General features: G+C 72.2%; 14 protein-coding genes. All 14 read left to right on the forward strand.

Translation table 11 applies throughout. From position 1 onward, the window contains the following. The 14 genes from IGS67_RS09670 to tyrS all read left to right on the forward strand — a co-directional run bounded on the left by IGS67_RS09670 (position 1) and on the right by tyrS (position 13,974). Positions 1-1,014 (forward strand): ABC transporter substrate-binding protein, encoded by a 1,014-nt coding sequence (locus IGS67_RS09670; protein WP_192280060.1) that lies wholly within the window; start codon positions 1-3, stop codon positions 1,012-1,014. Further along, entirely contained in the window at positions 998-1,771 is a 774-nt protein-coding gene (locus tag IGS67_RS09675) for an ABC transporter ATP-binding protein (RefSeq protein ID WP_192280062.1), read from the forward strand. Before IGS67_RS09670 ends, IGS67_RS09675 begins: the two co-directional genes overlap by 17 nt. A 167-nt stretch (positions 1,772-1,938) precedes the next feature. Next, entirely contained in the window at positions 1,939-2,508 is a 570-nt protein-coding gene (locus IGS67_RS09680) for a Dps family protein (RefSeq protein ID WP_192280064.1), read from the forward strand. Positions 2,509-2,585: 77 nt separating this feature from the next. Beyond that, on the forward strand, positions 2,586-3,635 hold the full coding sequence (gene argC / locus IGS67_RS09685; RefSeq protein ID WP_210767208.1) for an N-acetyl-gamma-glutamyl-phosphate reductase: 1,050 nt from the start codon (positions 2,586-2,588) through the stop codon (positions 3,633-3,635). Beyond that, positions 3,632-4,801 (forward strand): bifunctional glutamate N-acetyltransferase/amino-acid acetyltransferase ArgJ, encoded by a 1,170-nt coding sequence (argJ, locus tag IGS67_RS09690; protein ID WP_192280068.1) that lies wholly within the window; start codon positions 3,632-3,634, stop codon positions 4,799-4,801. Before argC ends, argJ begins: the two co-directional genes overlap by 4 nt. A gap of 65 nt (positions 4,802-4,866) precedes the next feature. Then, positions 4,867-5,775 carry an acetylglutamate kinase gene (argB, locus tag IGS67_RS09695; protein ID WP_192280070.1) on the forward strand — a complete coding sequence of 303 codons (909 nt, stop codon included), beginning with the start codon at positions 4,867-4,869 and terminating at the stop codon, positions 5,773-5,775. After that, positions 5,772-7,043: an acetylornithine transaminase gene (locus tag IGS67_RS09700; protein ID WP_328742288.1), complete on the forward strand. Its 1,272-nt coding sequence runs from the start codon at positions 5,772-5,774 to the stop codon at positions 7,041-7,043. The genes argB and IGS67_RS09700 overlap by 4 nt, the downstream gene beginning before the upstream one ends. Beyond that, entirely contained in the window at positions 7,040-7,972 is a 933-nt protein-coding gene (gene argF / locus IGS67_RS09705) for an ornithine carbamoyltransferase (RefSeq protein WP_192280072.1), read from the forward strand. The genes IGS67_RS09700 and argF overlap by 4 nt, the downstream gene beginning before the upstream one ends. Beyond that, a complete protein-coding gene (locus IGS67_RS09710; protein WP_328742292.1) occupies positions 7,969-8,499 on the forward strand; it encodes an arginine repressor in 531 nt (176 codons plus the stop codon). The genes argF and IGS67_RS09710 overlap by 4 nt, the downstream gene beginning before the upstream one ends. Positions 8,500-8,574: 75 nt before the next feature. After that, on the forward strand, positions 8,575-9,804 hold the full coding sequence (locus IGS67_RS09715) for an argininosuccinate synthase (RefSeq protein ID WP_192280076.1): 1,230 nt from the start codon (positions 8,575-8,577) through the stop codon (positions 9,802-9,804). A 2-nt stretch (positions 9,805-9,806) separates the two neighbouring features. After that, positions 9,807-11,231, forward strand: coding sequence for an argininosuccinate lyase (gene argH, locus IGS67_RS09720; RefSeq protein WP_192280078.1), 1,425 nt, complete (start codon positions 9,807-9,809; stop codon positions 11,229-11,231). A gap of 81 nt (positions 11,232-11,312) precedes the next feature. Beyond that, positions 11,313-11,894, forward strand: a complete 582-nt coding sequence (locus IGS67_RS09725; RefSeq protein ID WP_192280080.1) for a uridine kinase family protein — start codon at positions 11,313-11,315, stop codon at positions 11,892-11,894. 131 nt (positions 11,895-12,025) lie between these two features. Then, complete coding sequence (locus IGS67_RS09730) at positions 12,026-12,709, forward strand: DNA-3-methyladenine glycosylase (protein ID WP_192280083.1); 684 nt, start codon at positions 12,026-12,028, stop codon at positions 12,707-12,709. A gap of 2 nt (positions 12,710-12,711) precedes the next feature. After that, complete coding sequence (tyrS, locus tag IGS67_RS09735) at positions 12,712-13,974, forward strand: tyrosine--tRNA ligase (RefSeq protein WP_192280085.1); 1,263 nt, start codon at positions 12,712-12,714, stop codon at positions 13,972-13,974. Positions 13,975-14,445 lie beyond the last annotated feature (471 nt).

Here is a 14,445-nt window from a genome sequence, read left to right on the forward strand (position 1 = left end):
ATGACCACGAAGAACCCTGTGCGCCGCACCCTTGCGGCCGCCCTCGCCGCCCTCGCGCTCGCGGTGCCCGCGGGCTGCGCGACCGACGCGCGCGCCGATCGCGACGCGGGACTGCGACCGGTGCGCATCGTCCTCGACTGGACGCCCAACACCAACCACCTCGGCCTCTACCTCGCGCTTGAGAACGGCTGGTTCGCCGAGAAGGGTCTCGACCCGCAGATCGTCGAGCCGGGGGAGGCGTCGGGCCTCCAGCTCGTCGCGACGGGCAACGCCGACGTCGTCTTCTCCGTCGCGGAGGCGCTCGTCCCGGCCCGCGAGAAGGGCGCGGACGTCGTCGCGGTCGCGACCGTCATCCGCTCGAACACGTCGAGCCTGCTCGCGCTCGGCTCCGACGGCATCACGCGGCCCAAGGACCTCGAGGGCAAGCGGTACGGAGGCTACGGCGGCCAGCTCGAGAACGCGCTCATCGACGAGCTTGTGCGCTGCGACGGCGGCGACCCTGGCAAGGTCGAGCGTGTCCCCATGGTGAGCAACGACGCGCGCGCGGACCTCGAGCAGGACTTCTACGACACGACGTGGGTGTTCGACGCGTGGGACACGATCCGCATGCTTGAGGTCGACGGCCTCGACGTCACGACGATCCCGTTCGCCGAGCACACGAGCTGCATCCCCGACTGGTACACGCCGCTCCTCGCGGTGCAGGGTGCGCGGCTCACGACGGACCGGGCCCTGCTCGACGACACGCTCGACGTCCTCGCCCGCGGCTACCGGGCGTCGATGACCGACCCGCAGGCGGCGGCGGATGCGCTGCTCGCGCGGGCGCCCGAGCTCGACCGGGCGCTCGTCGAGCCGAGCGCCCGCTATCTCGCGGAGCGCTTCGCGCCGTCCGCGGAGGAGTGGGGCCGTCAGGAGAAGGCGACATGGGACGCGTTCGTCGCGTTCCTCGAGGACCACGACCTCGTCGAGGACGGGTTCGACACGGACGCGGCATGGACCGATGAGCTCCTCGACTGACGTCCGCCCGGCGCGCACCGGGGCGGCGGGTGGTGCGGGTGCGCCGCTCGTCGAGGTCCGCGGGCTCACGGTGGCGTTCGGAGAGCGCGACGTGCTCCGCGGTGTCGACCTCACCGTGGACGATGGCGAGCTTGTCGCGGTCCTCGGTGCGTCGGGCTGCGGCAAGTCGACGCTCCTGCGGGTGCTCGCAGGCCTCGAGCCGCGTGCTGCACGTGTCGTCGCGGAGGAGGTACGGGTCCCGTGGGACGCGGGGCGGCGGGACGTCGCGTGGATGCCGCAGCACGACGCGCTGCTGCCGTGGCGTCGAGCGCTCGGCAACGTCGTTCTCGGCGGCGAGGTGCGCGGTCTGCCGCGCCGCGAGCGGCGGGAGGCCGCGACGACGCTGCTCGCGCGCTTCGGCCTCGGTGGGTCGTCGCGGGCGTGGCCGCACGAGCTCTCGGGCGGCATGCGGCAGCGGGTGGCGGTCGCCCGGACGGTGCTCGCGGGGCGTCGTCTGCTCCTGCTCGACGAGCCGTTCGGCGCGCTCGACGCCCTCACGCGCCGCAGCACGGGCGCGTGGCTTGACGTGGAGCGGCGCACAGGAGGGCTCGGTCCGACGCGGGCCGTCGTGCTCGTCACGCACGACGTCGAGGAGGCGCTCACGCTCGCGGACCGGATCGTCGTGCTCGGCGGGTCTCCCGCGCGGGTGTCGGCCGTCGTCAACGTCGCTGAGCTCGGCGAGGGGAGCGCGCGCAGGACGGTGCTCGCTGCGCTGTGACGACGTTGCGCGCTCGCGGATCGGGCGGTGCGGGATGGGCCCGGTTGCCGGGCTCATCCCGCAGGCCTAGCGTCGGGAGGGACGGGTGCGGCAGCGTCGGATCTCCCCGGACAGCGGGGCGGCGGCGTCCGCACTCTCTCATCTCGACGACGGACGAAGGAGGAGTCATGGCGACGACGAACAAGAAGCCGGCGACGAAGAAGGCTGCTGCGGCCACGGTGAAGGTCGCGGCGGACGCGGGGCCGCGCCGGACGCGCCGCGAGAACGCGGAGGCCGGGTTCCGGGCCTCGGAGAAGCTCACGGGCCATCTGCAGGAGGTGTTCGTCGACCTCGTCGAGCTGAGCCTCCAGGGCAAGCAGGTGCACTGGAACGTCGTGGGGACCAACTTCCGCGACATGCACCTGGTCCTCGACGAGATCGTCGAGGTCGCGCGGGAGGCGAGCGACACCGTCGCGGAGCGGATGCGGGCTCTCCACGCGGTTCCGGACGGTCGGTCGGACGTGGTGGCTGCGACGACGACGCTCCCTGAGCTTCCGGGCGGTGAGGTGAGCACGTCGGACGCCGTCGATCTTGTGACGGCGGCGATCGAGGCGACGACGGCGACGGTGCGTCGGGTGCACGACGATGTCGACGAGGAGGATCCGACGAGCGCGGACATCCTCCACGGGGTCCTCGAGCAGCTCGAGCAGTACGCATGGTTCGTGAGCGCCGAGAAGCGGACGCCGCGTCACCTCTGATTCCCTCAGTGCACCGGCTGTCCGCGACACGCGGACAGCCGGTGCATGTTTATGCGTGAGCGTGTATGTTGATGCGCATGACGTTCTCAGTCGCCGTCGCCGGCGCCAGCGGATACGCCGGCGGCGAGGTCCTCCGGCTCCTCGCCGACCATCCCGAGGCCCGCATCGGCGCGCTCACCGCCCACAGCTCGGCGGGTCAGCCGCTCGGCCAGCACCAGCCGCACGTCCGCGCGCTCGCGGACCGCATCCTCGAGCCGACGACGCCCGCGACCCTCGCGGGGCACGACGTCGTCGTCCTCGCCCTGCCCCATGGGGCGTCGGGCGAGATCGCAGCGCAGCTCCCCGCAGAGACGCTCGTCGTCGACCTCGGAGCCGACCACCGCCTCGCCTCGGCCGAGGACTGGCAGGACTACTACGGGTCGGAGCACGCGGGCACGTGGCCGTACGGCATGCCCGAGCTCCTCACCGCGGGCGGCGGCCGCCAGCGCACCCACCTCGCCGGCGCACGTCGCATCGCCGTCCCGGGCTGCAACGTCACGGCCGTCACCCTCGGTCTCCAGCCGGGCGTTGCCGCGGGCATCGTCGAGCCCACCGACCTCGTCGCGGTCCTCGCCAACGGCTACTCGGGCGCCGGCAAGTCACTGCGCACGCCCCTGCTCGCGTCGGAGGCTCTGGGCTCGGCCTCTCCGTACGCGGTCGGCGGCACGCACCGCCACATCCCCGAGATCGCGCAGAACCTGCGCTCCGCTGGCGCCGGGGACGTGACGATCTCGTTCACCCCGACGCTCGTGCCGATGGCACGGGGCATCCTCGCGACCGCGACGGCCCGCCTCGTCGACCCTGCGCTCACCGACGCGCAGGTCCGCGCGGCCTGGGCCGACGCCTACGCGGACGAGCCGTTCGTCCACCTCCTGCCCGAGGGCACGTGGCCGTCGACCGCGATGACGCTCGGCGCGAACACCGCGCTCGTCCAGGTCGCAGTCGACCGCCGAGCGGGTCGCGTCGTCACCGTCACCGCGATCGACAACCTCGTCAAGGGCACCGCGGGCGCCGCCGTCCAGTCCATCAACCTCGCCCTCGGCCTCCCCGAGACCCTGGGCCTCACCGTCCAGGGAGTCGCCCCGTGAGCGTCACCTCCGCCCAGGGCTTCCGTGCCGCCGGCGTCACCGCCGGGCTCAAGGCGTCGGGCAAGCCGGACCTCGCCCTCGTCGTCAACGACGGCCCGCTCGACGTCGCGGTCGGCGTCTTCACGAGTAACCGTGTCGTCGCGGCGCCCGTCGTGTGGTCGCGCCAGGTCGTCGCGGACGGCCGCGCCCGCGCCGTCGTCCTCAACTCGGGCGGTGCCAACGCGTGCACGGGGCCCGAGGGCTTCGCGGACACGCATCGCACGGCCGAGCACGTCGCGGGCCTGCTCGACGTGTCCGCGGGCGACGTCGTCGTGTGCTCGACGGGCCTCATCGGCGAGCGCCTGCCCATGGACGTCCTTCTCGCGGGCGCCGACGCGGCCGCGTCGGGACTTGCGGCCGACGGCGGCGGCGACGCGGCCATCGCGATCATGACGACGGACACGGTGCCGAAGACGGCCGTCGCGACGGGGGCCGGCGGCGCGTGGACGGTCGGGGGCATGGCGAAGGGGGCGGGCATGCTCGCCCCGGGCCTCGCGACGATGCTGTGCACGATCACGACGGACGCCGTCGTCGACGCCGCCACCGCGGACGCCGCGCTGCGGGCGGCGACGGCGACGACCTTCGACCGTGTCGACTCCGACGGCTGCATGTCGACGAACGACACGGTCGTCCTCCTCGCGAGCGGCGCGTCGGGCGTCGCCGCGAGCCTCGCCGAGCTCACCGAGGCGCTCACCGCGGTGTGCGCGGAGCTCGCGCGCAAGCTCGTCGCTGACGCTGAGGGTGCGAGCCACGACATCTCCGTGCGCGTCGTCGGGGCGACGAGCGAGGACGCGGCCGTCGCCGTCGCCCGCGCCGTCACGCGCTCGAACCTCTTCAAGGCTGCGATCTTCGGCAACGACCCCAACTGGGGTCGCGTGCTCTCCGCGGTCGGCACCGTCCCGGAGTCCGTCGCCCCGTTCGACGCACTCACGCTCGACGTCTCGATCAACGGCGTCCAGGTGTGCCGCGCGGGTGGCGTCGGCGAGGACCGCACGCTCGTCGACCTCGCTGCGGACCGCGAGGTCCACGTCGTCGTCGACCTCCACGCGGGTCCTGCTGAGGCGACCGTGTGGACGAACGACCTCACGCACGACTACGTCCACGAGAACAGCGCGTACTCCACCTGAGCCCGCGCCCGAACGCGCCCGCTCGTGCCCACCGACCTGCCCGACCACCCCGAGGAGCCCCTCCCGTGACCGCACCGCTCGACCTCACGCCCGCTCAGCGCGCCGAGGTGCTCGTCGAGGCGCTGCCTTGGCTGCGCGACCTCGACGGCGCGCTCGTCGTCGTCAAGTACGGCGGCAACGCGATGGTCGACGACGCCCTCAAGGCTGCGTTCGCGGAGGACATGGTCTTCCTGCGCCAGGTGGGCCTGCGCCCCGTCGTCGTCCACGGCGGCGGCCCGCAGATCTCCGCGATGCTCGGCCGGCTCGGCATCGAGTCGGAGTTCCGCGGTGGCCTCCGGGTGACGACTCCGGAGGCCATGGACGTCGTCCGCATGGTGCTCACGGGGCAGGTCTCCCGCGAGCTCGTCGGCCTCATCAACGCGCACGGCCCGTACGCGGTCGGGCTCTCGGGCGAGGACGGCGCCCTGCTGCAGGCCGAACGGCGTACGGCGACGGTCGAGGGCGACCAGGTCGACGTCGGCCTTGTCGGTGACGTCGTGGCGGTCAACCCGCAGGCGGTCCAGGATCTGCTCGACGCGGGGCGGATCCCCGTCGTCTCGACGATCGCGCCCGACGTCACGGACCCGACTCAGGTCCTCAACATCAACGCTGACACGGCTGCGGCGGCTCTCGCGGTCGCGCTCGGTGCGCGCAAGCTCATCGTCCTCACGGACGTCGAGGGCCTTTACACGTCGTGGCCGGACCGGGACTCGCTCGTCGCAGAGATCACGTCGACCGAGTTGCGGGAGCTCCTGCCGTCGCTTGCGAGCGGCATGATTCCCAAGATGGAGGCGTGCCTGCGTGCGGTCGAGGGCGGGGTGTCGCGCGCGACGGTCATCGACGGTCGCGTCGCGCACTCGGTTCTCCTCGAGACGTTTACGGATGCCGGCAACGGCACCCTCGTCAAGCTCGACCCCTCGGAGGTGGTCGCGTGAGCGACCTCAGCTCGACGACGACGAACCTTCCCGCGGCGGACGGCGATGCGTGGACGCGCCGGTACGCGGGCGCTGTCATGGACACGTTCGGCACCCCTCAGCGCGTGCTCGTGCGGGGCGAGGGCGCCTACGTGTGGGACGCCGACGGACGGCGCTACCTCGACCTGCTCGCAGGGATCGCGGTCAACGCGCTCGGTCACGGGCACCCGACGCTCACCGCGGCGGTGAGCGCTCAGCTCGGCACGCTCGGTCACGTCTCGAACTTCTTCGCGACGCCCGTGCAGGTCGCGCTCGCCGAGCGGCTGCTCAACCTCGCGGTCGCCCCGGAGGGCTCGCGCGTGTTCTTCGCGAACTCGGGCACGGAGGCCAACGAGGCGGCACTGAAGATGTCGCGCCGCAACCGTCGTCCGGACGGGTCGGCCCGTCCGCGCGTGCTCGCGCTCGAGGGCGCGTTCCACGGCCGCACGATGGGGGCGCTGTCGCTCACGAGCAAGCCGCAGTACCGCGAGCCGTTCGAGCCGCTCCCGGGCGGGGTCGAGTTCCTGCCCTTCGGTGACGTCGCGGCGCTCGAGGCCGCGTTCGCGACCGACGGCGACCTCGTGAGCGCGCTCGTGCTCGAGCCCGTCCAGGGCGAGGCGGGCGTGCGGCGGCATCCTGCTGGCTACCTTGCGCGGGCCCGCGAGCTCACGGCGGCGCACGGCGCGCTCCTCGTCCTCGACGAGGTGCAGACGGGTGCGGGTCGCGTGGGCCGCTGGTTCGCGTTCCAGGACCCGGAGATCGGGGAGGGGATCGTCCCCGACGTCGTGACGCTCGCCAAGGGGCTCGGCGGCGGCTTCCCGATCGGTGCGGTCGTGGCGTTCGGCGAGAGGGCGGCGACGCTTCTCGGCAGGGGCCAGCACGGCACGACGTTCGGCGGCAACCCGGTTGCCGCGGCGGCCGCGCTCGCGACGATCGGCGTCATCGAGCGTGACGCGCTGCTCGCGCAGGTCCGGGCCACGGGGGACTATCTGCGCGCGCAGGTCTCGGCCTGCGGCAACCCCCTCGTCGTCGGGGCCCGCGGCGTGGGACTGCTCGTCGCGGTCGAGCTCGCGGCGCCCGTGGCGCCGCAGGTCGCGGCGGCCGCGCTCGAGGCGGGCTTCGTCGTCAACGCGGTCGCGCCCGACGCACTGCGCCTCGCCCCGCCACTCATCCTCACGCGCGACCAGGTCGACGACTTCGTCGGCTTCCTCGCGACCGTGCCCGTCCCCACCCCCGAGGAGCTCGCATGACCCGGCACTTCCTCCGCGACGACGACCTCACCCCGGCCGAGCAGCGTGAGGTCATCGAGCTTGCGCTCGAGTTCCACTCCGACCGGTTCCTGCGGACGCCGCTCAAGGGTCCGCGCGCCGTCGCGGTGATCTTCGACAAGCCGTCGACGCGCACACGCGTGTCGTTCTCGGTGGGTGTCGCGGAGCTTGGCGGCTACCCGCTCGTCATCGACGCGGCGGGCTCTCAGCTCGGCCGCGGGGAGCCTGTTGCGGACACGGCGCGCGTGCTCGGCCGCCAGGCTGCGGCGATCGTGTGGCGCACGTTCGGCCAGGAGCGGGTCGAGGAGATGGCCGTGCACGCGGGCGTCCCCGTCGTCAACGCGCTCACCGACGAGTTCCACCCGTGCCAGATCCTCGCGGACCTCATGACGGTCGCACAGCACCGTGGCGGCGTCGACGACCTCCCGGGCCAGACGCTCGCGTACGTGGGCGACGGCGCGAACAACATGGCGCACTCGTACCTGCTCGGCGGCGCGACGGCTGGCATGCACGTCCGCATCGGCACGCCCGAGGGTTTCCTGCCGGACGCGGGCGTCGTCGCCGACGCGACGCGCATCGCGGCGTCGACCGGGGGCTCGGTGCTCGTGACGAGCGACCCTGTCGCCGCCGTCGCGGGCGCGGACGCGATCGCGACGGACACGTGGGTGTCGATGGGGCAGGAGGACCAGCAGGCGCAGCGTGAGGCACCCTTCGTGCCCTTCGCGCTCGACGCGGCGCTGCTCGCGCACGCGCAGCCCGACGCGATCGTCCTCCACTGCCTGCCGGCCTACCGCGGCAAGGAGATCGCGGCCGAGGTCCTCGACGGTCCGCAGTCGGTCGTCTGGGACGAGGCGGAGAACCGTCTCCACGCGCAGAAGGCGCTCCTCACATGGCTCCTGGAGCACGCGTGACGAACGTCGACGACCGCGGGGCCACGGGGACGCCCTCGACGAAGGCGGCCCGGCACGCGCGCATCCGCGCGCTCCTCGTCTCCGAGCAGATCCACTCCCAGACGGAGCTCGCGGGACGACTCGCGGCCGACGGTCTCCAGGTGACGCAGGCGACGCTGTCGCGCGATCTCATCGAGCTGCGGGCGCAGAAGGTCCGCACCGCGGACGGCGTCTCGGTGTACGCGGTTCCGGGGGAGGGCGGCGACCAGAGCCTCCAGGCCTCGGCGGACGCAGAGTCGCTCGTCGCGCGCCTCGCCAGGCTGTGCGAGGAACTGCTCGTCTCGGCGGAGACGTCGGGCAACCTCGTGGTCCTGCGTACCCCCCCGGGTGCGGCGCACTACCTTGCCTCGGCGCTTGACCACTCGGTCCTGCCCGGCGTCCTCGGCACGATCGCGGGCGACGACACGGTGCTCGTCATCGCCCGTGAGGGCGAGGAGGGCGGCGCGGCCATCGCGGCGCGCCTCCTGCAGCTCGCCGAGGGCGGCTGACGGACGCGGTCCTCCGCACCCTCAGATCCCTGTCACACTTCACGTCAACCACAGCATTCGAGAAAGAGAATCGTCATGACTGATCGCGTCGTGCTCGCCTACTCCGGCGGCCTGGACACCTCTGTCGCCATCGGCTGGATCGCGGAGGCGACGGGCGCCGAGGTCATCGCCGTCGCCGTCGACCTCGGTCAGGGCGGGGAGGACCTCGAGGTCATCCGCCAGCGAGCCCTCGACTGCGGCGCCGTCGAGGCCTACGTCGCCGACGCGCGCGAGGAGTTCGCGGCGGAGTACTGCATGCCTGCCCTGCGTGCCAACGCGCTCTACATGGACCGCTACCCGCTCGTCTCGGCGCTCTCGCGTCCGACGATCGTCAAGCACCTCGTGCGTGCGGCGCGCCAGTTCGGCGCGACGACGGTCGCGCACGGCTGCACGGGCAAGGGCAACGACCAGGTGCGCTTCGAGGTCGCGACGACGTCGCTCGCCCCGGACCTCAAGACGATCGCGCCCGTGCGCGATCTCGCGCTCACGCGTGACAAGGCCATCGCGTACGCGGAGAAGCACTCGCTCCCGATCGCGACGACGAAGCACAACCCGTTCTCGATCGACCAGAACGTCTGGGGCCGCGCCGTCGAGACGGGCTTCCTCGAGGACATCTGGAACGGCCCGACGAAGGACGTCTACTCCTACACGGACGACCCGACGTTCCCGCCGGTCGCGGACGAGGTCGTCATCACCTTCGAGCAGGGTGTCCCGGTCGCTCTCGACGGCGTCGCCGTGACGCCGCTCCAGGCGATCCAGGAGATGAACCGTCGGGCGGGCGCCCAGGGCGTCGGTCGTATCGACATCGTCGAGGACCGTCTCGTCGGCATCAAGTCGCGCGAGATCTACGAGGCGCCGGGTGCGATGGCGCTCATCGCCGCGCACCAGGAGCTCGAGAACGTGACGATCGAGCGTGAGCAGGCGCGCTTCAAGCGGGGCATCGAGCAGCGCTGGAGCGAGCTCGTGTACGACGGCATGTGGTTCTCGCCGCTCAAGAAGTCGCTCGACGTCTTCATCGACGACACGCAGCGTTACGTCTCGGGCGACATCCGCGTGACGCTTCACGGCGGTCGGGCGACGGTGACGGGCCGTCGCGCCGAGACGAGCCTCTACGACTTCAACCTCGCGACGTACGACGAGGGCGACTCGTTCGACCAGTCGCAGGCGAAGGGCTTCATCGAGATCTTCGGTCTCACCGCGAAGCTCGCGGCGGCCCGCGACGTGAAGTTCGGCAACGGCGTGGACTTCGGCACGGGGACGCTCTGACGATGGCTGCGCACGACGACGGTGCCCGCGTGAGCCTGTGGGGCGGCCGTTTCGCCGGTGGTCCGAGCCAGGCGCTCGCCGCGTTGTCGAAGTCGACGCACTTCGACTGGCGGCTCGCGGGTCAGGACATCGCGGGCTCGCGGGCGCACGCTCGCGTGCTCCATGCGGCGGGTCTGCTCGACGACGCCGAGCTTTCGACGATGCTCGAGGGTCTCGACCGCCTTGCGGCGGACGTCGCGTCGGGCGCCTTTGTCGCGGGCGCGGACGACGAGGACGTGCACACCGCTCTCGAGCGTGGCCTCATCGAGCGGGCGGGGGCGGACGTCGGCGGCAAGCTACGGGCGGGCAGGTCGCGCAACGACCAGATCGCGACGCTCACGCGCATGTACCTGCGCGACGAGGCGCGTGTCATCGTCGGGCTCGTGCTCGACGTCGTCGACGCGCTCGTCGCGCAGGCGGACGCGCACCCGGGGGCCGCGATGCCGGGCCGGACGCACCTCCAGCACGCGCAGCCGGTGCTGCTCGCGCACCACCTGCTCGCGCACGCGTGGCCGCTGCTGCGCGACGTCGAGCGATTCGTCGACTGGGATGCGCGAGCGGCCCGGTCGCCGTACGGCTCGGGGGCACTCGCGGGATCGTCGCTCGGGCTCGACCCGGCCGCGGTCGCGGCCGAGCTTGGCTTCGAGGGTCCGGTCGAGAACTCGATCGACGGCACGGCGTCGCGGGACGTCATGGCGGAGTTCGCGTTCGTCGCGGCGATGGTGGGTGTCGACCTCTCTCGGCTCGCGGAGGAGGTCATCCTCTGGAACACGAAGGAGTTCGGCTTCGTGCGCCTCGACGACGCGTTCTCGACGGGCTCGAGCATCATGCCGCAGAAGAAGAACCCTGATGTCGCCGAGCTCGCGCGGGGCAAGGCGGGGCGCCTCATCGGCGACCTCACGGGCCTGCTTGCGACGCTCAAGGGGCTGCCGCTTGCGTACAACCGTGACCTTCAGGAGGACAAGGAGCCGGTGTTCGACCAGGTGGACACGCTCGAGGTCCTGCTGCCGGCGTTCAGCGGCATGGTCGCGACGATGACCTTCGACACGGAGCGCATGGCGTCGCTCGCGCCGCAGGGCTTCTCGCTCGCGACGGACGTCGCTGAGTGGCTCGTGCGCGAGGGCGTGCCGTTTCGGGTCGCGCACGAGGTCGCGGGCGCGTGCGTCAAGGTGTGCGAGGACCGCGGGATCGAGCTGTGGGATCTCACGGACGAGGATCTTGCGGGAATCTCCTCGCACCTGACGCCCGATGTGCGTAGCGTTCTCAGTGTCGAGGGGTCGCTTGCGTCCCGCGATGCCGTGGGCGGAACCGCCCCGGTGCGCGTGGCTGAGCAGCTCGAGGCGGCGCGTGCGCGGGCGTCCGAGTTCCGCGCGTTCGTGGGGGCCTGAGGTCTCTGCACCAACGTCGCCGACGAGGGCGGGCCGATTCTCCGGCCCGCCCTCGTCGCATCCGGAGCCTGAGGAGGAGCCATGCCCGTCCCGCACGACGTCGTCACCCGTCTGGCCGCCGCGATCGAGGCTGCGCCCGCGGGCCTCGCGGCGATGCGTCTCGTGTGCGTCGACGGTCCTGCGGGCTCGGGCAAGACGACGCTCGCTGCAGCGCTCGCACCGCTCCTCGGCGCGCAGACCATCCACATGGACGACCTCTACGAGGGGTGGTCGGGGCTCGAGCAGGGCCCGGAGCGGCTCCTCGAGTGGGTGCTCGGGCCGCTCGCGGCGGGGACACCGGGCCGGTACCGGCGGTACGACTGGGGTCTTGGCCGGTACGTCGAGCGGCACACGGTGCCGCTCGCGGACTTCCTCGTCGTCGAGGGTGTCGGTGCGGCGAGCCTGCTCACGGAGCCGTTCGCACCCTTCATCGTGTGGGTCGAGGCGCCCGAGGAGTTGCGGCTCGCCCGGGGGATCGCGCGTGACGGCGCGGCGCTCGAGGGGGAGTTGCGCCGGTGGATGGTCGCCGAGGCGGAGCACCACCGGGCCAACGGGACGCGCGAGCGCGCGGACGTCGTGCTCGACGGCGAGGGCAACGTCGTCCTGGGTCCGGAACCGGCGTGAGCGCGCGGACGCGCCCGGGACCCGGTGCGGGTGGGGCGTCGGACGACGCACGAGCGGGCGCGTCGCGTGCTCGTGGTGCCGGCGTGCCGGGACGGGCGGGGCTCGCCAGCCCGAACCCTACGGGACTCGTCGTGCCGGACCGCGCGCTGCTCGCGTGCCGGGCGCTCGACGCTGTGCCCCTGCTGCTCGGCGCGCACCTCGCAGCGGCGTCGCCCGAGGGCGTCGTCGTCGTGCGGATCACCGAGGTCGAGGCCTACCAGGGCGTTGAGGACCCCGGGTCGCACGCGTTCCGCGGGCCGTCGCGACGCAACGCCGTGATGTTCGGCCCACCGGGGCACCTCTACGCGTACCGGCACCTCGGGATCCACACGTGCGTCAACGTCGTGTGCGGTCCAGACGGGGAGGCGGCGGCCGTGCTGCTGCGCGCGGGCGAGATCGTCGAGGGACGTGATCTTGCGTGGCGGCGCCGCAGCGGACGCGGGACGGTGCGCACGGACGTCGATCTCGCTCGGGGACCTGCGCGGCTCACGGTCGCGCTCGGCCTCGGTCCGGAGGTCGACGGCGCCGACGTGCTCGACCCGGCCGGCCGCGTGACGTTGCGCGTGCCGGCGACACCCGCGCCGTCGTCCGCGGTCCGTTCCGGACCGCGCGTCGGGGTGTCGGGGGAGGGCGGTGACGGCCGTCTCTTCCCGTGGCGCTTCTGGCTCGACGGTGAGCCGACGGTGTCCGCGTACAGGCGGGCGGCGCCTCGGCGTCGTGCGGGTGGGGCACAATTGGCGGGTGCGCCGGACTGCGCACACGAATCTGAGGAGTAGACGTGACCGACGTTCTTGACGAGCTCCGGTGGCGAGGGCTCATCGCCCAGACCACGGACATCGACGCCTTGCGCAAGGCTCTCGAGGACGGCCCGATCACGTATTACTGCGGCTTCGACCCGACGGCGCCGAGCCTCCACCACGGGCACCTCGTCCAGCTCGTCCTGCTGCGTCACCTCCAGCTTGCGGGACACCGTCCCATCGCGCTCGTCGGTGGGGCGACAGGTCTCATCGGTGACCCGCGGATGTCGGGGGAGCGTGTGCTCAACGACCGCGCGACGGTGGCCGAGTGGGTCGAGCGTCTTCGCGTGCAGATCGAGCGCTTCCTCTCCTTCGAGGGTGACAACGCGGCGCTCATGGTCAACAACCTCGACTGGCACGGCGGGCTCTCGGCGCTCGACTTCCTCCGGGACGTCGGCAAGCACTACCGCCTGGGCACGATGCTTGCGAAGGACACGGTCGCGCGCCGGCTCGCGTCGGACGAGGGCATCTCGTTCACGGAGTTCAGCTACCAGATCCTCCAGGGCATGGACTTCCTCGAGCTGCACCGCCGTCATGGGGTGACGCTCCAGACTGGCGGCAACGACCAGTGGGGCAACCTGCTCTCGGGCGTCGAGCTTGCGCGCAAGTCGGACGGTCTCGCGCTGCACGCGCTCACGACACCGCTCATCACGAAGGCGGACGGCACGAAGTTCGGAAAGTCGGAGGGCGGCGCCGTGTGGCTCGCCCCGGACATGATGACCCCGTACGCGTTCTACCAGTTCTGGCTCAACGCGGCCGACGAGGACGTCATCGGCTGGCTGCGGACGTTCACGTTCCGTACTCGCGAGCAGATCGCGGAGCTCGAGGCGGCGGTCGCTGAGCGGCCGGCCGCGCGTGAGGCACAGCGGGCGCTCGCGCTCGACGTGACGACGCTCGTCCACGGTGAGCGTGAGGCGCAGCAGGCGATCGCGGCGTCCCAGGCGCTGTTCGGTCGCGGCGATCTCGCGGAGCTCGACGACGCGACGCTGGCAGCGGCGGTCTCGGGCCTCCCGTCCGTCGCGGCCCGCGTCGGCGATGCGGTGGTCGACGTGCTGGCTGCGACGGACGTGTTCCGCGGGAAGTCGGACGCGCGTCGCGCGGTCGCGGAGGGTGGCGTGTACGTCAACAACGTCAAGGTGACGTCCGACGAGGCGCTGCTCTCGGCGGACGACGTCCTTGCGGGCCGCTTCGTGCTGCTGCGCCGTGGCAAGAAGACGCTCGTCGTCGCAGAGCTCGCTGACTGATCTCCCTGACAGTCGCTGCAGGCCGGTGCACTCCCCGACGGGGAGGACACCGGCCTGCGGCGACCGGGCCGCACACCGGTGTCCCCGCTTGGGTTCCGTGGTGCGCCGCCGCCACGGTCGGAGCCGATGAACCGCGGGATCCCGCGGACGGTGGCCACGTGTCCGCGGTCACACCCTGCGGGTTTGCCATCGCGGCACGCACTCGCCTAGAGTATTCCGAGTCAGCCCGCGAGGGTGGATGCGACACGCAGGCCTCAAGCCAGCGGACGCTCCCCGGAGGCGACAACCCCCTACAAAGATCGGACGACATCGTTGTCCCCTCTGAGAAGGGCGGCCTTTCTCGGTAGTCGTGCAGGAATCCACGGAATCCCGCCGATTTGCACAGCGAGAAAAGGTCGGATAAGTTTGAACGGTTGCCTCCGAGCAGGACCCGCAAGGGAAGAGCGAGGATGCGCGTCTGTTCCTTGAGAA

Source organism: Flavimobilis rhizosphaerae (assembly GCF_014852685.1).
GTDB classification, from domain to species: Bacteria; Actinomycetota; Actinomycetes; order Actinomycetales; family Cellulomonadaceae; genus Flavimobilis; species Flavimobilis rhizosphaerae.